The organism is Sphingobacterium haloxyli, from assembly GCF_002980525.1.
In the GTDB taxonomy this organism is placed as follows: Bacteria; Bacteroidota; Bacteroidia; order Sphingobacteriales; family Sphingobacteriaceae; genus Sphingobacterium; species Sphingobacterium haloxyli.
Genome location: NZ_PVBQ01000006.1, coordinates 148,664 through 172,299 on the forward strand (window position 1 = coordinate 148,664; position 23,636 = coordinate 172,299).

21 protein-coding genes are annotated in these 23,636 nt (G+C 42.2%); 9 read left to right on the forward strand and 12 right to left on the reverse strand.

Features of this window, described 5'->3' with window-relative positions; translation table 11 throughout:
* Nucleotides 1–116: 116 nt before the first annotated feature.
* The 5 genes from secDF to C5745_RS09515 all read right to left on the reverse strand — a co-directional run bounded on the left by secDF (nt 117) and on the right by C5745_RS09515 (nt 6,964).
* Nucleotides 117–3,113: a protein translocase subunit SecDF gene (gene secDF / locus C5745_RS09495; RefSeq protein ID WP_105716764.1), complete on the reverse strand. Its 2,997-nt coding sequence runs from the start codon at nt 3,111–3,113 to the stop codon at nt 117–119.
* 212 nt (nt 3,114–3,325) lie between these two features.
* Nucleotides 3,326–4,540 carry a DUF763 domain-containing protein gene (locus C5745_RS09500; RefSeq protein ID WP_105716765.1) on the reverse strand — a complete coding sequence of 405 codons (1,215 nt, stop codon included), beginning with the start codon at nt 4,538–4,540 and terminating at the stop codon, nt 3,326–3,328.
* A 59-nt stretch (nt 4,541–4,599) separates the two neighbouring features.
* The gene (locus C5745_RS09505; protein WP_105716766.1) at nt 4,600–5,007 is read right to left on the reverse strand and encodes a VOC family protein; all 408 of its coding nucleotides are present in this window, start codon (nt 5,005–5,007) and stop codon (nt 4,600–4,602) included.
* Between the two features lie 113 nt (nt 5,008–5,120).
* The gene (locus tag C5745_RS09510; RefSeq protein ID WP_105716767.1) at nt 5,121–5,867 is read right to left on the reverse strand and encodes an MBL fold metallo-hydrolase; all 747 of its coding nucleotides are present in this window, start codon (nt 5,865–5,867) and stop codon (nt 5,121–5,123) included.
* A gap of 74 nt (nt 5,868–5,941) precedes the next feature.
* A complete protein-coding gene (locus C5745_RS09515; RefSeq protein WP_105716768.1) occupies nt 5,942–6,964 on the reverse strand; it encodes an LLM class flavin-dependent oxidoreductase in 1,023 nt (340 codons plus the stop codon).
* A gap of 322 nt (nt 6,965–7,286) precedes the next feature.
* On the opposite strand from C5745_RS09515, the gene C5745_RS09520 reads away from it, so the two are divergent.
* Nucleotides 7,287–7,718 carry a secondary thiamine-phosphate synthase enzyme YjbQ gene (locus C5745_RS09520; RefSeq protein WP_105716769.1) on the forward strand — a complete coding sequence of 144 codons (432 nt, stop codon included), beginning with the start codon at nt 7,287–7,289 and terminating at the stop codon, nt 7,716–7,718.
* A gap of 128 nt (nt 7,719–7,846) precedes the next feature.
* Here the strand turns inward: C5745_RS09520 and C5745_RS09525 are convergent, their stop codons facing one another.
* Entirely contained in the window at nt 7,847–8,875 is a 1,029-nt protein-coding gene (locus C5745_RS09525; RefSeq protein WP_105716770.1) for a TQO small subunit DoxD, read from the reverse strand.
* A 663-nt stretch (nt 8,876–9,538) separates the two neighbouring features.
* Between C5745_RS09525 and C5745_RS09535 the strand changes: the two genes are divergently transcribed.
* From C5745_RS09535 to C5745_RS09555, 5 genes are all read left to right on the forward strand, one after another.
* Nucleotides 9,539–10,732 (forward strand): FecR family protein, encoded by a 1,194-nt coding sequence (locus tag C5745_RS09535; RefSeq protein ID WP_105716772.1) that lies wholly within the window; start codon nt 9,539–9,541, stop codon nt 10,730–10,732.
* A 236-nt stretch (nt 10,733–10,968) separates the two neighbouring features.
* Nucleotides 10,969–14,376, forward strand: coding sequence for a TonB-dependent receptor (locus tag C5745_RS09540; protein WP_105716921.1), 3,408 nt, complete (start codon nt 10,969–10,971; stop codon nt 14,374–14,376).
* A gap of 9 nt (nt 14,377–14,385) precedes the next feature.
* Nucleotides 14,386–16,077 carry a RagB/SusD family nutrient uptake outer membrane protein gene (locus C5745_RS09545; protein ID WP_105716773.1) on the forward strand — a complete coding sequence of 564 codons (1,692 nt, stop codon included), beginning with the start codon at nt 14,386–14,388 and terminating at the stop codon, nt 16,075–16,077.
* A gap of 18 nt (nt 16,078–16,095) precedes the next feature.
* Nucleotides 16,096–16,923, forward strand: a complete 828-nt coding sequence (locus C5745_RS09550) for a hypothetical protein (RefSeq protein WP_105716774.1) — start codon at nt 16,096–16,098, stop codon at nt 16,921–16,923.
* 124 nt (nt 16,924–17,047) lie between these two features.
* Nucleotides 17,048–17,638, forward strand: coding sequence for an RNA polymerase sigma factor (locus C5745_RS09555; protein ID WP_105716775.1), 591 nt, complete (start codon nt 17,048–17,050; stop codon nt 17,636–17,638).
* 208 nt (nt 17,639–17,846) lie between these two features.
* Here the strand turns inward: C5745_RS09555 and C5745_RS09560 are convergent, their stop codons facing one another.
* A complete protein-coding gene (locus tag C5745_RS09560) occupies nt 17,847–18,308 on the reverse strand; it encodes a hypothetical protein (protein WP_105716776.1) in 462 nt (153 codons plus the stop codon).
* 211 nt (nt 18,309–18,519) lie between these two features.
* On the opposite strand from C5745_RS09560, the gene C5745_RS09565 reads away from it, so the two are divergent.
* Nucleotides 18,520–18,714: a hypothetical protein gene (locus C5745_RS09565; RefSeq protein WP_133166331.1), complete on the forward strand. Its 195-nt coding sequence runs from the start codon at nt 18,520–18,522 to the stop codon at nt 18,712–18,714.
* 247 nt (nt 18,715–18,961) lie between these two features.
* Here C5745_RS09565 and C5745_RS09570 read toward each other — a convergent pair whose 3' ends face one another.
* Nucleotides 18,962–19,336 carry a DoxX family protein gene (locus tag C5745_RS09570; RefSeq protein ID WP_105716778.1) on the reverse strand — a complete coding sequence of 125 codons (375 nt, stop codon included), beginning with the start codon at nt 19,334–19,336 and terminating at the stop codon, nt 18,962–18,964.
* Between the two features lie 89 nt (nt 19,337–19,425).
* Between C5745_RS09570 and C5745_RS09575 the strand changes: the two genes are divergently transcribed.
* Nucleotides 19,426–19,782, forward strand: a complete 357-nt coding sequence (locus C5745_RS09575; protein ID WP_105716779.1) for a winged helix-turn-helix transcriptional regulator — start codon at nt 19,426–19,428, stop codon at nt 19,780–19,782.
* A gap of 70 nt (nt 19,783–19,852) precedes the next feature.
* Here C5745_RS09575 and C5745_RS09580 read toward each other — a convergent pair whose 3' ends face one another.
* From C5745_RS09580 to C5745_RS09590, 3 genes are all read right to left on the reverse strand, one after another.
* On the reverse strand, nt 19,853–20,476 hold the full coding sequence (locus C5745_RS09580) for a DUF417 family protein (RefSeq protein ID WP_105716780.1): 624 nt from the start codon (nt 20,474–20,476) through the stop codon (nt 19,853–19,855).
* A gap of 86 nt (nt 20,477–20,562) precedes the next feature.
* The gene (locus C5745_RS09585; RefSeq protein ID WP_243403310.1) at nt 20,563–21,375 is read right to left on the reverse strand and encodes a helix-turn-helix domain-containing protein; all 813 of its coding nucleotides are present in this window, start codon (nt 21,373–21,375) and stop codon (nt 20,563–20,565) included.
* A 231-nt stretch (nt 21,376–21,606) separates the two neighbouring features.
* On the reverse strand, nt 21,607–21,987 hold the full coding sequence (locus tag C5745_RS09590) for a winged helix-turn-helix transcriptional regulator (protein WP_105716782.1): 381 nt from the start codon (nt 21,985–21,987) through the stop codon (nt 21,607–21,609).
* A gap of 99 nt (nt 21,988–22,086) precedes the next feature.
* Between C5745_RS09590 and C5745_RS09595 the strand changes: the two genes are divergently transcribed.
* Complete coding sequence (locus C5745_RS09595) at nt 22,087–22,617, forward strand: NAD(P)H-dependent oxidoreductase (protein WP_105716783.1); 531 nt, start codon at nt 22,087–22,089, stop codon at nt 22,615–22,617.
* 759 nt (nt 22,618–23,376) lie between these two features.
* On the opposite strand, the gene C5745_RS09600 is transcribed toward C5745_RS09595, so the two are convergent.
* Entirely contained in the window at nt 23,377–23,589 is a 213-nt protein-coding gene (locus C5745_RS09600; RefSeq protein WP_105716922.1) for a DUF4287 domain-containing protein, read from the reverse strand.
* Nucleotides 23,590–23,636: the final 47 nt, after the last annotated feature.

A 23,636-nucleotide genomic window follows, 5' to 3' on the forward strand; every position in this document is an offset into this window, starting at 1 on the left:
GAAAAATTATAGCAATCAACTAACGCAAACGATTAAATGATGAAAAAATGATGATGAAAAAGAAAAGGTCTCTGATTTCTCGGAGACCTTTTCTTTTTTATCATAGTTAACCGTGTCTACGGGGTAACAACTTTTGCCTTTTCTGGTTTTTCTTCGACAATACTTTTCCCTTTTCTCAGGTCGTAGACCGACGGTGCGGCAAGAAAAATCGAAGAATAGGTAGCTACAACAATACCCACTAATATAGCAAATGAAAATCCTCGGATTACTTCGCCGCCAAATAGGAATAAAACAGCTAAGACGAAGACCAATGTCAGTGAAGTAATAATGGTTCGGCTCAACGTAGAGTTGATAGCTTTGTTGATGGTATCTCCGAAACCATCTTTATGTGATCTACCTAAATATTCTCTCAAACGGTCAAATACAACCACCGTGTCGTTCACAGAGTACGCGATCACGGTTAAAATAGCTGCCACGAAGTGTTGGTCGAGGTCTAACGAGAACGGAACAATGCCATCTAGAATGCAGAATAGCCCCAACAAGATAATCGCATCGTGAATAGTTGATACTGCTGCTCCCATTGAGTATTGCCATTTGCGGAAACGCACCAAAATATACCCCGCGATAATCACAATCGCAAATATGGCGGACCATATCGCCCTATCTTTTATATCGGTTGCGATACTAGGACCAACTTTCTGAGAAGAAAGGATCTCGTACCCATTACCTTCGATTTTAGATAATCCTTCGTTTAATTTACCTAATACTTCCCCATCTGCCTCGTCGCTAGTTTCCTGCACATGATACGTTGTTGTAACGCGTACCTGGTTTTCACTACCAAAAGTTTTTACTTCAGTTGTTAAGCCAAATACATCGTCAAGGTTTTTACGTACCTCTTCTAAATCGACAGCTTTTTCATAAGCGACCGTATAGCTGCGTCCGCCACTGAAATCTACCCCTAGTGTGAAACCTTTGGTGAATATAGCCGCTAAAGCAATAATAGAAGCAATGATGGAAATACCGTAAAATACTTTCCGTTTTTTGATAAATTGGAAATTTGCATTTTTTAAAGTATTTGCAGACCAAGGAAACGATACAGATACTTTCCAGTCTTTCGATAGCATGTACTCGAAAATCAGACGCGAAATAAAGATAGACGTAAATAATGAAGTAATGATACCGATCATCAATGTAGTAGCAAATCCTAAAATCGGTCCGCTGCCAAAGAAAAACAATACTAGACCAACCAAGAACGTTGTTATCTGCGAGTCCAAAATGGAAGGCATAGCATTTTTATAACCGTCGGCAATCGCTTGTCGAATGGATTTTCCCAGGCCTAATTCTTCTCGAATACGTTCGTATATCAGGACGTTAGCGTCCACTGCGGTTCCCATCGTTAATACAATGCCCGCAATACCAGGTAAAGTAAGTACGGCGTTTAGGGACGCCAAAATTCCCATTAAGAAGAACACATTAAACAATACCGCAATGTTCGCTGCTATGCCAGCACGGTTGTAGTAAGCAATCATAAATAGCATTACTACGACAAGAGCGATAACGGAAGAATTGATACCCGCGTCAATGGCAGCTTGTCCTAACGATGGACCAACAATTGCTTCCTCCACAATCTTTGCCGTCGTTGGAAGACGACCTGCCTTTAATACATTAGCTAAGTCTTTCGTATCTTCAATAGTGAAGTTACCAGATATAGAAGAGTTACCATTAGGAATTTCCTCGTTTACGCCGGGAGCAGAGTACACAACACCGTCTAATACAATAGCGATGGCAGCATTATTGTTCTGTGCCGCTTGGGCTGTAATTCTACGCCATTGACGAGCTCCTTCGGAATTCATCGACATCGAAACAACTGGCTGGTTCTTCTCATTAAAATCGTCGCGCGCGTCGGTAATGACGTCGCCCGTCAAGACAGCTCCATTTTCAGGACCTGATGTCTTGATTGCGTATAAGGAGAGAAAGTTAGGCGTTCTCTGTTCCGGTTTAACGGACCATAAGAATTTTAAATTCCCAGGAATATTGGACCTTACTTCCGGACGATTTAAGTATTCATTAACACGAGCAGTATCTTTTAGGTTAGCAATACCAATCATCGCACCCGGTGTTAGGTTTGGCTGACCGTTTTGCTCCATATAAGTGGCTGGATTTAAAACGGCAAACAACGGATTGCTTGCAGTTAAGTCCGCAGAAACTCCAGCGGTGTCGGTACTATCTTTCGAGGCCGCTCCTAAATTAGCTAACAGATTATCATCATTAGAAACGCTGTCTGTTGCATCCGAATCTTCCGCAACTGCTGCGGACGGAGCCGAAGGTGCAGCGGATTTTAACGAACTGGCTAAAATGTTGTTGAGGTTCTCCAGTAGTGGGTACACCTGATAGTTATCGTGTGTTTCATAGAATTCCAACTTAGCTGATCCCTGTAAGAGATTGCGAACACGTTCTTCGTCATTTACACCAGGAAGCTCTATTAGAATACGGTTTGTACCTTGTTGGATTTGGATATTTGGCGAGGCTACACCAAATTTATCGATGCGCGTACGTAATACCTTGAAAGAGTTTTCTATAGCATTATCAGCTTCTTTATCTAAAAAACTCCGTACCTCATTATCAGAGCTAGTTGCCTTAATAAGCGAGGCATTATCTGTCGTTGCGAAGAAAGTTGCCAGGGGCGTTCCTGCTCCTAAAGCCTTATATTCTTCTACGAAAAGCTCGACGAGGCCTCTATTTACCGATTTACTCTTTTGAAGAGCAGATTCGATGGCCTTGTTAAAGTTGTCGTCTTTAGGGTTGTTCGCCAAATTTTTAATGAGTTCGTCTAATGATATTTCCATTGTGACGTTCATTCCACCCTTAAGGTCTAAGCCCAGCGCTAATTCGTGCGCTTTCGCCTCCCTGTAGGTGAATTTAGCTACACCTAAATTGTAAACTTCCTCACCAGCTATGGAATCCAGATATGCCTTCTCTTTGGCCATATCGCCTTTCGCATATTCCGCAGCGTCTCGTTCTACTTTTCGTGTAACAAATGTGAATGATAGGGAATAGAGGCATGCTATTGACACCACTACTACCAAAAATTTAATCAGCCCTTTACTCTGCATTGTCTGTCTTCGTGTATTTGTTTGTAGTTTATATAATCTTACTTACGATTTAGCTTAATAATACTTAACCAAGATTCGCAAAGGTATAAAAATTTTGTAGAAAGAAAACAAATTCGAAGACTTATACGAACAAAAAATATAACAGGGTTAGGGCAATATATGTTTTTAATCTATGTTAATTGAACAGCAGTATTAAAAGGTTAAACGTTTAGTTAAAATAATGAGAGCTGGCAGCCCGGCGCATAAGGAGAATGCTTTTGAGCTTTCCCAAAAACAGTTCTCCCGTCATGTTTCCAAGAATCTCTACGCTCTTGCTCAATAACCTGCCGCATATCAAATTTCGGAGTAAAATTTGCTTCTGCTTGGAGCACGACTTCGTGCAGTTTATTGATTGTCTTTAATTTGTCCGCATTCCCAAGTTTCGATTTTTCAATACCTTTCTGTAGTATCTGTATACTATCGTCGTAGATATCGATCGGTACCGGAAAGGGATGTCCATCTTTGCCTCCATGTGCAAACGAGAAACGGGCAGGATCCTTAAATCTGGAAGGAGCGCCATGTATTACTTCACTTACCAGCGCTAGGGACTGCATAGTGCGCGGTCCCACGCCTTGCAGTAGCAAGAGGTCTTCGAAGTTGTCAGGATGCGATTCACGCGTTACATATAACAATGCCCCTAATCTTTTTAGATCTACATCCGATGAACGAACATCATGATGCCCTGGCATCATCAAGCGAGCAAAATCCCGTGTAACTTTTGACGAATCCTCGCGGGAAATAGCTAAAATGCCGTTCCGATTGTTAGCTGCACTAGCGGCCGTGAGGTTTAAGATGTATCCCTGCGGGATACCATTGATTCCCGTATGCGGCTCTTCGATAAACGATCTCAGGTTTTCCGAATGCCAGTGATATCTTCTAGCGGTACCATCTCGACCATGCATGCCCTGTTGGACCACCGTCCAACTACCGTTGTCAGCCACAACAAAGTTGTGCAAATATAATTGATAGCCATCCTGTATCGCTGTGTTGTCCACTTTAGCAGAGAGCTTGGATGCCCTAACGAGTTGGTCGCCAGCAAGACCAGTTCGTTCGGCAACTCGCAACAGCTCAATTGGCGTCTCTCGCGACAGTTTACCCTTTCCTCCACATATATAGATTCCCAATGATGAGGATGCCGGATTGATCGTACGCTTTAAGGCACCCATGACTGATGTGGTAATTCCCGAGGAATGCCAGTCCATCCCCAGCACTGCGCCAAAGCTTTGAAACCAAAACGGATCAGCTAACCTTCGCAAAACCTCCGCTTTACCATAATCGCTTAAGATGGCCTCAATTATTGATAATCCCAAAGAAGACATGCGCTCATATAACCAAGGGGGAACTTTACCGTAATGTAAGGGAAGATCCGCTGTTCCTGATTGTTTCATTTTACTAAATTGTTTAGTACAAACTTAAGTAAAATGCTTTGTATTTATGAATACGATTTTTACTTCTCCATATTCAATATTACCCAGCGATGGCCGTCGGGGTCAGCAAAACGCATTACCCACCAACCTTCTTTCATCTCCTCAGGCGGACTGATGATATCCGCATCGATATCGAGAAGCGCTTGTTCCCACGCTAGTACTTCATCTTTGGTGTCGGCCGAAATACTGAAATTTACTTCGTTTGTTCCCCAAGTATCCAAAGCTTTCGTCCTCACGCCCCTCTCAAATCGCTCCGTGGAAAAAAGGTTAAGAACAAAGCCGTTGTCACCAATTGAGAGCGAAATGAAATCATCTCCGTCATGGGTCAGTTGCCGTACCGTAAAGCCCAAAGCACGGTAGAATTCTTTAGACCTGTTTATATCTTTTACAGGGTAATCTGCCCAAATTTTAGAAGGTCTCGGTGCCATAATACATGTATTTTAATTATCAAAATTATTTATTACGCGTTATAATAGACTTAGCACAGGGCAAGAAAAGTGACGTCAGCACGATGGCAGTATGTCTTCTATTCTGTACAATTTTATATGATTAACTGCAAACCATCATACGCATGGCGTAACTCGACTTTGTCGAGATTTGCTAACATTTCTTCATCAAAATGAGTCAGTAGGATTTGTTTTGTACGAAAATGGTTTGTTTTCTCACACAATTGTAGGTAATGGAGATGTCCATCAACCGCCGTCGCGTAAAAGCAACATTCGCAAATAAATAAGTCGGTATCCGCAGCAATCTTTATCAGTTGGTCGGTCCAGCCAGTGTCTCCAGAATACCCAATCGTTTTCTGTGCTGTACGTATTCGGATGCCATGAGGGCGACTTTCTGGCTTATGTGCTACCGGTATTGGCGTTACGGTGACATACGACAATGTAATTTCCTTCTCCTGTCGGTAGTACACATAGTTCAGATTTAAGTTATCCAACACGTTGCTTCCTGGATAAAGAAGTTCGACCAACTGTTGGATCTTTTCTTTACCGCCAGGAGGACTCACAATGGTAAGCGGTTCTTCTCGTTTTTCTTTGGCTGCATCCAGCAGTATAAAGGGCAAACCGCCATAATGGTCACCATGAAAATGCGAAATAATAATCGTATCGATTTCTGCTACAGATAAGCCGTGTTTTTTTATGCCGGCAAGTGTTCCGGCGCCACAGTCAATCAAGAATGTCCCCTCCGGCGATTCGACATGAAAGCAAGTCTGGGCATTCCCACCACTGGAAAAAGCATCTCCACAACCTACTATGGTAAGGATATGCGTACTTCGTTTTTTCATCGGTATGTAATTTGCTACCTAATGCTATACGATAGTCGTGCCAGTTTAGTATTCTAAGTATTGCTTCTACCGCCTTATCGCCAACCTAATCCAGGAGCCACGTGTTGTAAGATAGCGGTAAGAACGTGCACGTTGTAATCGACGCCCAGCGTGTTTGGTATGGTCAGGAGCAAGGTGTCAGCTTCCTTAATAGCTTCATCCGCAGCTAGTTCTTCAATGAGTTGATCCGGCTCCGCGGCATAGCTACGTCCGAAGATAGCACGTTTATTGGGTTCAATCATACCGACTTTGTCTTCTCTGCTAGCTTCGTGCCCAAAATAATATCGGTCCTGGTCATTCACCAATGCGAAGATTGAGCGGCTTACGGACACCCTCGGTTCTCGTGTATGTCCGGTCTCTCTCCAAGCTTTTTTAAATAATCTGATCTGTTCTGCCTGCTGTATATGAAATGGCTTTCCACTTTCGTCGTCTTTAAGTGTAGAACTTTGAAGGTTCATCCCTTGTTGAGCTGCCCAGATAGCAGTAGCGTTGGAACCCGCGCCCCACCATATACGGTCGCGCAATCCTTCCGCGTGTGGTTCTAAACGTAATAAGCCGGGTGGATTCGGGAACATGGGGTTAGGATTAGGTTCGGCAAACCCAATGCCATTTAGTTTTTCTAAGAACTCCAACCCTTTTTGGCGTCCCATGTCGGCATCCGTCTTATCTTCGGCGGGCTCATATCCGAAATAACGCCATCCGTCAATTACCTGTTCGGGAGACCCTCTACTGATACCTAATTGTAAGCGACCTCCAGAAATTAGATCAGCCGCTCCGGCATCTTCGATCATGTATAGAGGGTTCTCGTAGCGCATGTCAATTACACCCGTGCCAATTTCGATTTTACGGGTTCTAGCGCCTATCGCCGCCAACAGAGGGAAGGGCGAAGCTAGTTGTTTAGCAAAATGATGTACACGAAAATATGCACCGTCTAAACCAATTTCTTCAGCTGCTATTGCTAAATCAATGGATTGAAGCAAAGTGTCGCTTGCAGTGCGAGCAGCATATGCCGGATGGTTGTCCCAATGACCAAAAGATAAAAAGCCTATTCTCTTCATATTCCACAACGGATTTAATTATTTGCTAAAATAAGAAAATAAGCCCACACTACGTGTTAGTTTAGTTTACCTTCACCCAGTTGAATGTCCACTAACAAGCAAAAAAATCCTGAGGCGGGGAACCTCAGGATCTTTAACTAACTAACCAATTATAAACCTAAAATTATGAAGTACTATTATAACAGCAATTCTTATACATTTCGTATAATCTCGATGCCGGTTTAACACATCTTAACAAAAAGGTCTGCTCGTGTGTACTGTAAATATTTCCTGTAATTGAACCTAAAAATGCTATATTGGTGTTGTAAAACAGATATCTCCTATGCGCATTTTTCAAACTTCACTGGACATTACGCCTAAAACAAGAGGCTTCCACCTAATCACCTCAGACATCATCCGATCATTACCTGAAATAGCCACTATCAAAACGGGAATCTGCCAGGTCTTTATTCAACATACATCCGCATCATTGACAATCAATGAAAATGCCGATCCTACTGTGCGATTAGATTTTGAAACCTTTTTTAATAAATCAGTACCCGAGAACGATCCGGACTATCGCCACGATTACGAAGGGTCGGATGACATGCCCGCTCATTTGAAAAGTTCGTTGTTAGGGAATTCAATTACAATTCCCGTCACAGATGGTCGGCTCAACCTAGGGACTTGGCAGGGTATTTATCTCTGCGAACACCGTGATCATGGAGGACCTAGGCGCTTGGTGGTTACTGTGTGGGGACTTCCTGCCGATTAACTACGGAACTTTACACCGTCTATTTAAATTGTTCAGGTATAACATTGGATTCTTCGATCCAAAGTTTGCATACAATAAACAACCCTGAAGCACTTTGCTCCAGGGCTTATGTCTGCGAATAGGACGTATTACACCTCAGCTGTCGATGCTTTTATTTTCGCTGTCCATACCGTTCCACTGATGTCGGTCAGTTTTAAGTAATAACCATCCTTCAGTAGTATTTCCCCCATATCTATAGAGACATCAGCTTTTGCCCCAAGAGGTATAACCAAACTATGTTTTCCAGGTTTGATTTTTGCCACATAGTGATTGTGAATCCTGTCGTTTGGGAATCGCGCCAATTTATCCTGACCGATGAATTTAACGACCTCATTATTTTTATCCAAAATCTCTATCCTGATCAAAAATGACCCATACACATCCGCGCCTTCAACCCGGAAAAGCTGAAAGGTTAGGTCAGAACCCTCCTGTCGAATGTTCGAGATTTCAATTTTCGGTTTCACCGATTTATTATGGAGTGTACCGAAAACGCCACCATGAAAATACTGATTGGTAAACAAGGTAAGTCCAAAGATGAATACCGACATTATCAAAATTTTCGTCTGCGGACTTTTGATCGGGAGAGTGCCCGACCCCAACCACCTGAACCAGATCCTACTAGTAAAAATGTACGGCCTATCCATAATGTATTTATCGAGAGAATATGCGCCACTCCCGCTCAAGAATAAGGTAAAACCAGATGCAATGCCCAATACGCCTATCTGCCATTCGTCCAGACAGGTGGTTCCAATCCAGCCAGATCCCAACAAGATACCCAATGCAAGGAAAAATACACCTATGCTCATCAATCTTGTAAATAGACCTAGGATGATGAACAATCCCACGATAGCTTCTATAATCGTGAATATAACCATGGAAGTTTGTAATGCTTCGGGGTTAGAAACCAGGTATTCAATAATCGGCTTAATACCCAGTGCGTTAGGGAGGAAATGATTGGATTTTTCTCCTATATATCCTGCTTCTTCGGGAATAAGCTTGTTCTCTAAGATCAAACGTCTCCAAAAAGCGGAAAAGTAGGTCCAACCGATGACCCAACGTAGAGACAACGTAAACAGTCCGGCAAGGTTTGCCGTACCGTCAATATGATGATGTTTCATTGAATTGATATTTTATTAAACGTAAAAAATTGTAGATGTTTGTATGTCCTAGGCTCAGACTACATCAATCTTCATACGTTTATATAAAATATATTTGGGCGGGCTATTACCACGAAAGGTTGCCGTATAATGACGGAGAACCTTAGCAGACAGGAGATCTAAAAGCTGATCACGCGATAAATCAACCGGATCAATTTGTTGGTTAATTTTTGATTTCCTTACAGTTGAAATCCGCAAGCCCATATTCAAAGAATAGGAGCAAAGATTTGATCGAGTAGAAGCCTTAGTTGTGTTGAGCGGTTTGACATAGTCAATATTTGCCGCGCTAGTCAGTACTTCCTTAACAACGCAAGGACTAAGGGAAAATAAAACAAACCACATCAATAAGATGTGCCTCAAGTTTTCTGTATTTCGTTTTATTTCCAACATGGTCGTAAAGATAAACAAATATTTATCGTTTAATCCACAGAACTTACAAACCATATCGTCATCGTCATATAAAATCAACCAAGGAATTCGTGTTAGCAAGAAAGAGAACATCACCCAGACGCACATCATATTAACATATTACAACTTCGCGAACTATTACAGCAAAAAAAGTGAAAAATCTTACTAAGATTCCCATATAGATGTCGTTATAGGAAGTACACAACCACTATAAACATGAAAGCTATATCAAAAATAGCCAGGCTCATTAAACGATACATGGACGGAGAACTTACTCCAGAAGAACGCATAGTCTTGGAACAATGGCGAGGGGAAACGCCAGAAAATGAAGCTTTTTTTAAATCCCTTACCGAAGGCGATGAAATCTTTGAAGATGGGCTATCTTGGATTCAGCTTGAGCAGGAGGAAGGCGAAGACTGGCTACGCAAACTGAAGGAGCGAACCTTGAAAAGAGCCAGTACAGCTGCAAATACGGGAAACCGTTCAAGAAGGTTATACTTTATCTATTTTGCCGCTGCAGCTGTTCTGTTGATAGCAGGTTTTTTTAGTTATTTTCGACTTAGCGCTCCCGTGGTCGGGGAGGAGGTAAGCCTTTCCAGTATACAGGCTGGAACCAATAAAGCAAAGCTCGTTCTGTCCGATGGTAAGGAGATAAACTTGAGGAGCGACAAAGATGGGATTATCCTTGACAACCAGTTATCCTATGCTGATGGTACACCTTTATTGGTAATAGATAAGAACAGGATTTCTCATATTAAAGCCACAATTCATGTTCCCAAAGGAGGCAAATATAAAGTCACCTTATCAGACGGAAGCAAGGTATGGTTGAACGCCCAATCAACATTAGTATATCCACTCCAATTCGATAGCCGGCATCGTAAAGTTACCTTAGAGGGCGAAGCTTATTTTGAAGTTGCACCCGTTACCGATGACGATCAAGTCGTACCGTTTGAAGTCATTTGTAGAAATCAGAAAATTCTCGTCACGGGTACAGCGTTTAACGTATCCGCTTATGCTGATGATATCCGTACTGTAACTACGCTAGTCGAAGGGTCGGTTAGTATAGAATCCGGACATCAAAAGGTACATTTAGTGCCCAATCAACAAGTCATAAGCAGCACTGCCGGAAACATCATTAAAAAAGAAGTAGATGTGCAACCTTTCGTAGCCTGGAAAGATAATAAATTCCTGTTTTACGAAACAGAACTACGCGATTTAATGAAGTCAATCAGCCGTTGGTATGCCATTGACGTCAGCTATCAAGATCAGATTTCGCCAACCTATTTCTATGGGGAAATAGACAGAGATAAAAACCTTGCCGAGGCCCTGCGTATTATCGAAAAAAGTGGCGTCAAATTTACGCTTCGAAAAAGCGGAAAAACATCGAATTTAATAATAATTAAAGAATAAACACTAAACGAACGAACTATGGAAAGAACAGGCATCAAATACCTAATGTGAGCAAAAACCGAATCGGGTCTCGTACACCCGAGTTCGGTCATTACGATTTGCTGAAAAGCGTCGATACAGATTATAAACTCTTATTCATTACCAAATCCTAATTGTACAAAAATATGATTTTTTTGCAACATAATGATTATGGCAGGGAACCTGCCTCTTCTAAACTAAAACGCTGGATAGTCCTTATGAAATTAACTATTTTGCTTACGTTATTGAGTGTTTTTAAACTCACAGCTAGTGGATTCGCGCAACAAGTATCACTGAAGGCCGTAAACGCTCCACTTATTCATATTATGCAGACCGTTCAAAAACAAAGCGGCATGCCATTTTTATTAAACGGAAAAGATCTTGCAGATACGAAGATCACGATAGATATCAAGCATGTGCCCTTAGAAAAAGCACTAACCACGCTATTCGCCGGTCAACCCATCGCGTGGGAGATATCTGACGGAACGATTATCCTCCGTCGTTCCAATAAAATGAACTTCCCGCCATCCGCTGCGCCGATCAAACAAGAGCGTATCATAAACGGGCGCGTCACAGACGAGCAAGGCAGACCCATCCAAGGTGCGTCGATACAAGTTGCTGGTACGAATGACGGGACAAGTACAGACGAACAAGGGAACTTTTCCATCGCTGTGAACGCTCCCAATAGTGTTCTTCAAGTTTCGTATGTTGGCTTTATCAAATCGGAGATCACCATCGGCAATCAACAAACCATCAACGTAACGTTGAAAGCCAGTTTTGGTGATTTAGATGAGGTTGTCGTAGTAGGCTACGGTACGCAGAAGAAAAAATTGATTACCGGAGCTAGCATCCAAGTCAAAGGAGAGGATCTACAGAAACTGAGCACGCCAAGTATATTAGAAGCGTTACAAAGTCAATCTCCAGGGGTTCAAATTACGCAAAATTCAGGTATGCCAGGCGAAAGCTTTAAGGTGACCATCCGTGGTATAGGAACGACCGGCAATTCTGCCCCACTTTACGTTATCGATGGCGTACCGGGCGGCGATATTAACATGCTTAATCCATCCGACATTGAAACAATTGATGTGTTAAAAGATGCGGCCTCTGCCGCCATCTATGGTTCCCGGGCCGCCAATGGCGTTGTACTGGTCACAACCAAGCAGGGCAAAGAAGGACGCACGACAATACACCTGGATAGCTATGTTGGCTTCCAAAATGCATATAAACTTCCATCACTGTTAAATGCCCAAGAATATATGGCCATACAGGATGAGCGGCGATTTAATGAGGGAGCAAGTCCTTTCGATTGGGCGACACTTATCCCCAAGCAGTATGAGCAGATTACTAGCGGCACGTGGAATGGCACTGACTGGCTTAAAGAAATACATAATGACAACGCACTACTGCATAATACATCCCTTAACATAATGGGCGGTAACGAACAATCTCGCTTTTCGATTGGATATTCTATCACCGATCGACAAGGCATTATGGGTGTGCCAGTAGAGCCAAACTTCCAACGTCATACGGCACGTATCAATTCTGAACATATCCTGCTCCAGAATGACGATTTTACGATCCTTAAATTTGGCGAAAACGTGAATTACGGGTTCAATAATCGTTCAGGAATCGGAATCGGAAATATCTATTGGAACGATATACACAACATGTTGGTTGGTAATCCGTTGTTGCCTGTTAGAAACGAAAATGGTGACTACTATGATCAAGCGAGCAAGGTTGCCGACGGATGGGCCTTCGATGGCGCGACAGCTAATCCGGTAGCCGAGATGGACTATCGCCGCGGACAAAACTTGAGCAAGAGCCACAGTCTTTCTGCAAACGCCTATCTGGAAATTCAACCCATCAGAAACTTGGTTTTTAAATCGAATTTTGGATATCGGTTAAATGCCTCTTCCTACCGACAATATACACCCGCGTACGCGCTTTCAACTACCCTGACTAACCCCGTGGATGATATTTCCCAAAACCAGGAGTTAGGGTATAAGATTTTATTAGAGAACACGCTAAGTTATAACTTCAGCCCCTTAGAAGGACATCAGATGGATATGGTGGTGGGCCAGTCGATCGAGAAAAATGGTATTGGCGAGAACCTGAGTGTAACAACAGCAAATTCCTCATTTCCCGGGCAGTGGGACAAAGCCTGGGTGGGCAACGGACAAGGGTATGATGGTTTTATCCCCACTGTAGGAGGCGCACACCTCCCCGAATTCAAAATCTCCTCTTATTTTGGTCGAGTGAATTATAACATCAATGAGACCTATATGGCATCCTTAGTTTTAAGAGCTGATGGTTCTTCTAATTTTTCGCGAGGTCATCGTTGGGGTTACTTTCCATCTGCCTCGGCGGGCTGGATCATGACCAATGAAGATTTCTTAGAGGACAACGGTTTTATGGATTTCATGAAGTTACGTGCCAGCTGGGGGCAAAACGGAAACGCAGATATCCCCCCATTTCAATATTTACCCACGATCGCCATCGATGTCAGAAACGGTTATTATTTCGGAAACAACAAGAATACGTTGATTCGGGGAGCATACCCAGATGTGTCGCCAAATCCTGATATTTCTTGGGAAACGTCTGAGCAGCTTAATATAGGTTTTGACTCCCGATTCTTAAACAATAGACTAGCTTTCGTTTTCGATTGGTATAAAAAAACGACTAAAGATTGGCTGGTGTTTGTACCCGTTCTGGCAACCTACGGCACATCGGGACGTTTTGTGAATGGTGGAGACGTAGAAAACAAAGGGATAGAGATCGGATTGGATTGGAGCGATACCAAAGGAGACTTTCGTTATGGCATTGGCATTAATGGCGCCTACAACAAAAACCGAGTGCTCCGGATCGACAACGATGAGGGGATTATACACGGCGAACCCGATGTACTTAGTCAGGGAACCCAACCAATGTACCGGGCTCAAGTTAACTATCCTATCGGCTATTTCTACGGCTTTCAAACCGACGGTATCTTTCAAACCCAAGAGCAGATCGAGGCCTTACGCCAGAGCGGTCATGGCGTCCTGCCTAACGCCCAGCCTGGCGATGTAATTTTCGTAGACAACAACCGGGACGGCGCCATCACGGACGGCGACAAAACGATAATAGGAAATCCCCACCCCGATTTCAGTGGCGGATTAAACCTTACTGTTGGTTACAAGGGAATCGATTTGGCGGTCACTGCTATCGGGTCTTTTGGACATCAAATTGCGAAGTCCTACCGTTCCTTTGCGGATAGCCCTTTACAAAATTATACCACCGAAATATTTGGAAGATGGCATGGCGAGGGTACGTCCAACAGCCTGCCGAGGTTGACCAGTGGGAGCCATACCAATAACCAGTACATATCCGATATTTATATTGAAAATGGTGATTTCGTGAAGATACAAAACGTCACCTTAGGATACGACCTCAAGCAGATATGGAAGAAATCTCCTTTCAGCCAAACCCGCATTTACGCCACCGTTCAAAACCTATTCACTTTTACCAACTATAGTGGGATGGATCCCGAGATTGGATACGGGTATGACGAACCATGGGTTTCGGGGATAGACTTAGGATTCTATCCACAACCACGAACAGTAATGTTTGGTTTAAATCTCAAATTTTAATGTAAAGACATGAAAAAGATAATTTTATTTGTATTCACTATAGGATTCCTAAGTTCCTGCGAAAAATTTCTGGATACGGAAAGTTTCGATAAAAAAAATACAGGGAACTTTCCGGTTACAGTCGCCGATGCCAATAGTATGCTGACTGGTATATACACTAGCCTCAATACGGCAATGTCTAATCCGCAGCATTCCCATTTTTATATGGCGGAGCTAGCCTCCGACGACCGTTTTGGGGGCGGTGGCGAAAATGATCGTGATATGCAGGGCCTTGACCATTTAATGAATACCCAGCCCGATCGCTTCCTGTCATTTTGGAGCGCGAGGTATCAAGGGATTTTTAGAGCCAATATGGCCATTGAATCGATTGATAACGTAAGCGGGTGGACCGACGATGCGCAAAAGCAGCAATGGTTGGGCGAGGTCTATTTTCTGCGTGCACTTTATTATTTTGAGTTATCTCAACTATTCGGTGAGGTTCCACTGCTTACGTCCACGCTTGTCACCAATGTCCCAAAATCCCCAGCGGATGAAACCTATGCAGTTATTGCCGAGGATCTCAAAACGGCTATTGAAATAATGCCCTCCACCCCCTATACAAGTGTTGTCTCGGGGCATGCTAGCAAATGGGCGGCACAAGCATTGATGGCTCGTGTTTTCCTTTTTTACACCGGTTATTACAATAAAACAGAACTGCCTTTGGTGTCTGGCGGTGCTGTCACCAAGGCACAGGTCGTACAGTGGCTGGAAGATTGTGTTGACGACAGCGGTCACGATCTAGTGGATGATTTTAGAAATCTTTGGCCTTATTCCAATAGATTTACCAAAGCAGACTATCCTTATGCACAGGACAATAATCTGGAATACGCTGGCGACGGTAATAAAGAAATTGTATTTGCGATTAAATTTGGTACGTTAGCCGATTGGGGAGACACGTATAAACTTGGCTATACCAACCAAATGAATCTCCATTCCGGCCTACGATCAAATAACGGGCAGGCAGGAACATTTCCATTTGGACAGGGTTGGGGGGCCGGTCCGGTAAACAGCAACCTGTGGAATGCGTGGCAACAAGCGGAACCAACTGATATCCGAAGAACTGGATCGATTATCAATGTCGAAACCGACTTAGATAGCTACATATACGGCGCGGACAACCAAATGGAGGAAACCGGCTTTTGGCAAAAGAAATATATTGCTGTTACGGCGTATAACGAAGGAGAGCTTATTCCTTCCTATGCTATCTTGGCGGATGCCGCGCAGGCAGACTATCAATTGGCCCACACGCAGGATTTGGTCCTTATCCGTTTTGCTGACGTATTGCTTATGCATGCGGAGTTAACGGAAACTAATACAAACTTAAATCGCGTTCGAAGACGTGTCGAGCTCCCAGAGGTAACCTATTCGCTCGCCGCACTAAAGCGAGAGCGCCGTTGGGAGCTTGCCTTTGAAGGATTACGTTATTTTGATCTGATGCGTTGGCATGAGGCAGGGGATGCCTTGGCTCAACAAGAAGGTGTGGCCATCAAAAATAAAGGAGCCGATACGCAAATGAGAGCGTTTGGTGGTGGATACCGCAGTCGGTTCGAAGCCACAGGCGGATTCTGGCCTATCCCCCTATCCCAGATTGCACTTTCTGATGGCGTACTTACTCAAAATAAAGGTTGGGGCGAGTCTACGCACGAATTCCCTGGTTGGTAACTTTAAACTGTATATACGATGAAAACAATATTTTATATCTTATCCATCCTTGGATTCTTACTTGTAGGATGCGAGCCTATCGAAGATAGGATGGGACCCGGATCAGCAATAACTGCGGATCAACTGAACATCACGGCGACCCAAATAATCGTCGATGGAAAACGAAGTAATAAGGTTGTGTTAGACAATAAAAGCCCCGTGCTTTCCTCGTGGGATTTTGGTGTGGGCGTGACACAACGAAAAACGGATACCGTATTGTTGGTTTCTACCGGCGAGAACGATATTATTTTCACGGGATTGAACCCCGATGGGAGCAAAATCAGTAAAACACTGCAGGTGGAAGTAGGTGAACTAACCTTCCCTGTTCCGCCCGAATGGGGTTTTTTAACCGACGGAAGCGAAAAAGACTGGGTATGGGATACCAGCAAACCGGCTGTCTGGGGAAATGGTGGGTATATGGGAGATTTCGCTCCAGCTTGGTGGAAACTGGAGGAATCTGCAATCGATGGGCAGGCTCCCGGAGAAGGCACAGGAGCCAAAATGACCTTTTCCCTGCGGGGTGCTCAATTGACAAAAGTAAAATCTAACGGAGAAAGCATAACAGGGACTTTTGCTTTCGACATGACAAAGCGAGTCACCACGGAGGACGGCACTGTCTGGGCTAAAGGTAAGCTCACCACGAACAACGTGACGGTTTTGTGTGGAATCTCCCCTAACGAAGGAAATGCGGCGGTGTATGAATATGATATCCTCGTGCTGGATGGTGAGGAGATGGTTTTAGCCTATCCCGAGCCCGGTGCGGGCGCTTGGGATACAGCATGGTTTTGGGTGTTCCGGTCGCAATAAATAGCTGTCTGTACCAAAAGGTATATCCTTTGTCTGACAACGGAGGATATACCTTAATTATGCACTTTTAATTTCGCGTAAAATACATTAAGTTTGTATGTAACCACATAGTATAAGCCTGTCGATGATGGACGAACTTAATAAGCAGATTTCTGATTTACGCATAGGGAAAGAAACAGCCCTAAGCTTTCTGATGGATCAGTATGCGCGTGCACTACACTTTTTCGCCTATAAGCTGATAAAAGATAAACAGACTTCGTCAGAAATCGTATCCGACGCTTTCATAAAACTTTGGGAAAGAAAAGAACATTTCGAAGCCATTGAGCCGATAAAATCTTTTCTTTATCTTGTCGTTAAGAATGCTTGTCTTGACCATCTTAAACACAGCCGGAATAAACACAGGTATGAAGATGCTGATCTCCTCGAGCTGGAGGCAACAGATCAAGATATTCTCAGAAAAATAATTTACACCGAACTCGTAGAATTAGTTGTACAGGAAGTTAAAAAGCTTCCTCGGCAACAAGCCAGAGTGTTGCAACTATCTGTTGTAGAGGGTAAAAATATTCAAGAGATCTGTGACGAATTAGGAACTACAGCTAACACCGTATATTTTGCACGATCCAAGGCCGTTGCTACATTAAAGAAAGTACTAGCGCAAAAAAGACTCTCTCTCCATTATCTGTTCGTACTGCTATTTTTTAACATACCGCAATGACATGGAAGACGTCAGCATTGTGGCGATGCTGGATACACACTATCAAAAAATCCTGAAGCGGGGAGCTTCAGGATTTTCACTAACTAACCAATTATTAACCTAAATTATGAATTATTAAAATTACTTCAATTTCTGTGCCTCTCTTAAAGCCACTAAGCTCGTTTAACATTTCTTAACAGATAGAGGGCTGTACCTACCGCCCTCTCCCTCAATCACTGATTTCAGTTTTTTCATCACGGTTTATGGCGTTGTACACCCCCGCAGTCACCAGTCCGCCAACTACATAATACAATATAGTTAGTGCCTGCACTTTCGGGTTCCGATTAACGGGTTTGTCGTCGAGTCCCAGAGGCTCGGTCATCGTCAGCGTTCCAATGCCGGCGGCTGCCCCCAGTAATAATCCTTTCGTCCAGGTCTCTTTTGGAGTATTACCACTAATTGTCCGGAAAAAAGCGGTGTTGGCCACGATATCACTCGTCAGTGCTATACCGTATAAATTGTTCCTCTTGGGCGGTTTATTGCCTGTAGCCAGCCAAGCTTTTTCTATACCCTCTTCAGCAATCTCATTGACTCGCGGTACGTCATTTGACCGTTTTCGGGCCAACTCATGGATAATGTTAAGCGCTATCGAGCCCGCCAGTGCGGGTACTATATTTCTGAAAAAACTCATATTCGTTAAATTTTAAAAGGAAGGTATCCTGCCAGTGCAATCACCCTTTCCAGATATATGAACAGCTAAACACCCGAAAAGGTTGCGATTAGTTACTTTTCTTTTTCCGCTTCTGCCCACCTTAAGCGATATCATCTTTTTATAAACAAAATACCTAGTAATCGGTTCTAAAATAGAGAACAGAATTGTAAATTTTTAAACGTATACTATTATGAGCATGCCAGAAAAAGAAAATAATCCTAAGCGGAAAGACGAACTGGAGAAAGAAGAAGTGAAACGAGATGATGAACGCAATGACACGGATAACGATGGTGGTAGTGGTTATGTACCGCCAATGCCAGAGCCTAGAGAGTCTCCACGAAAACATGACGATCCGTTAGTTCGCATTGAGCCTAGTACGAGTTAGTTTATCGAGTCAATAGGACAAAACATGTTTCAAAGAAAGTACAAACAAAAAATCCTGAAGCGGGGAGCTTCAGGATTTTTAACTAACTAACCAATTATTAACCTAAATTATGAATTACTACTATAACGCCGATATAATGCTTTTCGTATTGTCTTAACATGAAATTTAACACCATTTAACATATTAGTAAAAAAGGCATGTCCGGCAAACCGGATAGCCTTTTTATCGCTGTAGAGTTATAAGATAATTATAAAACCAATTTGAAATGTTTGTCAGTCGTTAAAAGTACGAATGCCGCAATACATCCAAATAATGCACCATAGAACTCTTGATATTCTCTGTGTGCAAAATGAACCATTAAGGCCCCCACTGCGAAAAACAAAAGATATATAATAGCGATATTCTTGATTCGATGGAACCAAAGTCCGGCGATCAGCGCCAATACGCCAGCTAATTCGCCATACCCTATAAGCAAGGTCCACGTTTTATCAAAACCAAAAGACATCATTCCGTCCATCATCGTTTTCTTTTGGAATACTTTAAACAGACTAGCGTAGCCAAATAAATAGACAAAGTAGATATAAGTTATCCAATGAATGATTGTTGTTAAATTTTTTTTCATGTCAATTTTATTTTTCGACAAAACTAAGCGCTATATTAGCGCGATGCAAGTACCTACAAAATTGTATGGTACTGACAAAAATGTCAGAAATGAGAAAAGAAACGTCAACAAATGCACTCAATAAAGAGCAAATTGAATCAATGTGCGGAATGGCCTATACCATTTCTGTGTTAAGCGGTCGATGGAAATTAAGCATCCTTGGGTTTTTATTAGATGGAGGAACATTAAGATACAATGAATTAAAACGGAAGGCAGCTGGGATATCCGAAAGAATGCTAATTGCCCAATTAAAGGACCTAGAGGCCGACGGCTTAATCGAACGTAAAGCACACCCCGAGGTGCCACCCAGAGTAGAATACAAACTTTCAAAAAAAGGAAAATCATTGGAGACGATATTAAACTTGATGTCAGCTTGGGGTGAAGACAACAAAGGCATCCGTCCCTAATTACGACCCCGGTTCCACCACACTCACCAATTTTTCCGAAAATATCTCGCGGCAGATTCTATGCCGTGCCTTATGACAAACGCGTTGACCTCCGCTTAGACAAGCAACGTGTTGCACAGTCTGATGCTACAATGAGTCCAGCAGCCATCATGATGATGTCTTTCAGTACCAATCGCCCAGCTCCGGATAAATATGGAAATCCGTAAGCTGGCGTAGCAAAATCTCCACCTAAGTTAGGCACGTAAACTTCTGGCGTCGTAATTAGAAAAGAAAGCGTGACGATAGACATACCAAAAGTTAGCATACCACCCCAGAAACCAATTCGGGGAAACCATATCCCCAGAAGAACCAAAACGCCTATGCAAATGATAACCGCACCCAACCCGTATGCAAAAAGATAGGTGCCGTTTTCTTTATGCCACGCTATGTTCCTTTGAACCACTTTACCTTCGGGATTTTTATAAATAGTGTATTCCCGAACCTTCTTCCCCTCATCATTGACAACAGTCTCATCAGCTTTATTATAAAAGAAACTCATCACCGGACTATTGATGACAAAAGGAACAATTCCGTCTGCCTCATATTGGAATGCCTTTAAACCACCTATCCAAGCCATTACGATAAAAATAGCCATTCGCATAAAGTTAATCCACAGGTGTTGCTTCGAGGCAACCAATATCAATAACTTATCCATTTCTTTTAAAGTTCTGCTGTTTCTTTTATACAAAAGTAAAAGAACAGAGTTTTGAAAACAATGGACAATTACGTGTTATCCATAGACTATTTTGCAACTATGGAAATACCTACCTGCTCACGAAAAGCTTTAGGAGAAAGCCCTACTTGTTTCTTGAAATATCGGCTGAAGTAGAACTCATCTTCAAAGCGTAATTCGGTAGCAATTTCCTTGATATTCTTGTATGTAAGATGCAATAGCTTTTTTGCTTCCAAGATTAATCTTTCCTGAATAAGTACCGAAGGAGATTTATTAAAATGTCGCTTAATTTTTTTACTAAATACGTCTACCGATAATCCATAATGTGAGGCATAAAATGAGACAGATCGGGAACCGATAAAGTGATTCTCCAGAACGGCTCTGAAATCGGCTACCTGTTCCTTTTGAAGAGACAACGTCCGTTCTGAAATTTGTATTTGCTTCTCCCGGCTACTTAATGCCAGAATTAGTTGGAGATATGTCTTTGCAAGGGGAAGGTCACAACTATTATCGGAAATATCAAGACTCAAGATCTTTTCGAAGGTACTTTTTATTTCTTGGTAAACCACTGGGGGGACCGAGACCAACGGGGATTCATAGATATTGTTAAAAAGTATGCCATTACAGGCGACTTCCATTTTGTGATATTCTATACAATAAAAATCACCATGGAATCTAAGCGTGCTTTCAATAGATGTAGCATTACCATTCCACTTTAGTAATTGATAGGGAGAAAGAAATAATAAGCTTTTTCCTCGACATCGATACTCATTAAAGTCTAAAGAAAACGAAGCGTCTTCTCCGATCAATAAAATAAAATAGTACGGTTCTTTCAACTCTTGAAAAAGCAGATCTTTTGTCGCATGCTCTATGTATATCACTTTATCCAAATAACAGCACTTTATGGTGTTCAATGTCGGTGTTTATAAAGCTACGGATTTTCCGGAAATAAAAAACCTGTCGTAGACATCCTATGATAGCATTGCGTAGATGCTTTCGCGGTCTTATTGTATACATTTGTTGGCTTTCAGGAATACCTCCTGGCAAATTAAAGATATCCTTGACAATATATAAAGATAAACGAATGCTATTACGATTTCGATATTCCTTCGCTATTCGTTGTCGGTTAAGGTCCTAGTAGCCATTAGTTTGTGTTTTTCACCCCATTCTTCAAGCCTCTTAATGATGGGCTTGAGCTCATAACCGATGGCCGTCAATTCGTATTCAACCCGCGGAGGAACCTCTGCATAAACCGTTCTTTTCACGATATGACTAGCTTCGAGTTTGCGCAATTGCAGCGTAAGCATACGTTCTGTTATGTTAGGTAGTAACTGCCTAAGTTCGCCGAAACGGAGTTTGCCGTTCAATAGCCAAGAACAGATAACCAGGGACCATTGACCTCCAATTATGTTTGCAGCATATACTTCCGCACATTCGTCGGCCAAAGCTTGTTTATTTGCGTAATTAGTAGATGTTTCCTTGATTCCAGACATTACTTACATTTTTTATAGTACCATACAATTCGTTGCCAGGATACAAAAATAAATGTATTAGCCTTAATTTTGTCTTGTTAGATCTAAAACTTTAGCAAAATGAAAACATTAATTGTTGTTACACATCCCGAAATAGAAAATTCTAAGATTAATAAAAGATGGGTTGAAGAACTGGAAAAAGCACCAGAAAAATACACCGTCCATCAACTTTACAAGCTTTATCCGGATGAGAAGGTTGATGTATTAGCCGAACAAAAGCTACTAAAACAATATGAGAAAATTGTTTTTCAATTCCCGGTCTACTGGCACAGCTGTCCACCACTTTTAAAAAAGTGGATTGATGAGGTATTAATTTATGGATGGGCATACGGCAGCACAAGCGGTTATCAGGTTTCAGGAAAGAAAATAGCTTTGGCCATGTCCGCCGGTGTCGAAGAACACGAATATGCGGCAGACGAAAAATATAAATACACCCTAAAAGAGTTGACCCGCCCATTTGAATTGACCTGGGAATATGTTCGAGCAGATTATCAGCCTTTTTTTGCTTATTACGGTATGGAATACAAAGCAACGGCTGAGCGAATTGAAGAGAGCGTGCCACTTTACATCGAATTCTTGGATACCTTGTAATCCAGCACTAGAAAAAAATCCTGAAGCGGGGAGCCTCAGGATTTTTACTAACTAACCAATTATTAACCTAAATTATGAATTACTAAAATACAATCAATTCATGTGCCCTTCTTCTGTGCATAACATTACTTTAACATATATTAACAAATAATCTACGCATAAATACAAAAGTACCGTCGGTAGTATGACTTCTTCGCCTTTTTGCTAGCATATATCGGCAAAAAAGGTAATGAAAATACGCGTCATAAAAAAATCCTGAGGCGGGGAACCTCAGGATTTTAACTAACTAACCAATTATAAACCTAAATTATGAAGTACCAATATTATATCAATTCGCATACCATTTGCAGTACTTAGTGTCCAATCAACACATATTGACAAACGGATGACTTTTTTAAACTTCGATAACTCCTATCGGCATTCCTTTCGCCAAATAGATCTTGCATAAGCCGTTTTAGCTGTCATGACTGCACATTGTACGACAAAAATGCAGACTTCGGCATGCTGTTTTGTCAGCGGCACAAAACGCCTGTCACAGCTTCCGGTTTCATGAGGGGATTTGAAGATAATTTTATACTTTTAGCAGGATCAAATATAAAAAAGCAGTTATGGAGAGCAAAATTTTAAAGTTAGAAGCAAAACTTATTGCAGCCATCTCAAACAGCTTCATGACTCCTTATCTGTATCCAAAAAAGCTTCTCTAAAAAGAAATCCCCGAAAGATGTTTCGAGGATTTTTTAGAACAGTCGAGGATTTTTTTTACGCCGTTTTTCCTTTGAGTGACGCATAAATCGCCATTGCGTGTCCGTGTCCCAACTCAAATTCTTCTTTTAACCAATCAGTAATTTGAGTCGCCTTTACGGTCAGTTCTCCGTTTAGCAGAAATCCTTTTTCTTCAGCCAATTTTCTGAAGTCCTCTGGTGATTTACCTGTCTTCTTTTTAATGTTGTCTATATAAGCTTGAAATGACATATTCTTTAAGTTAAGATTATTTGCAACTAGCGGGCGACGCGCTTTTT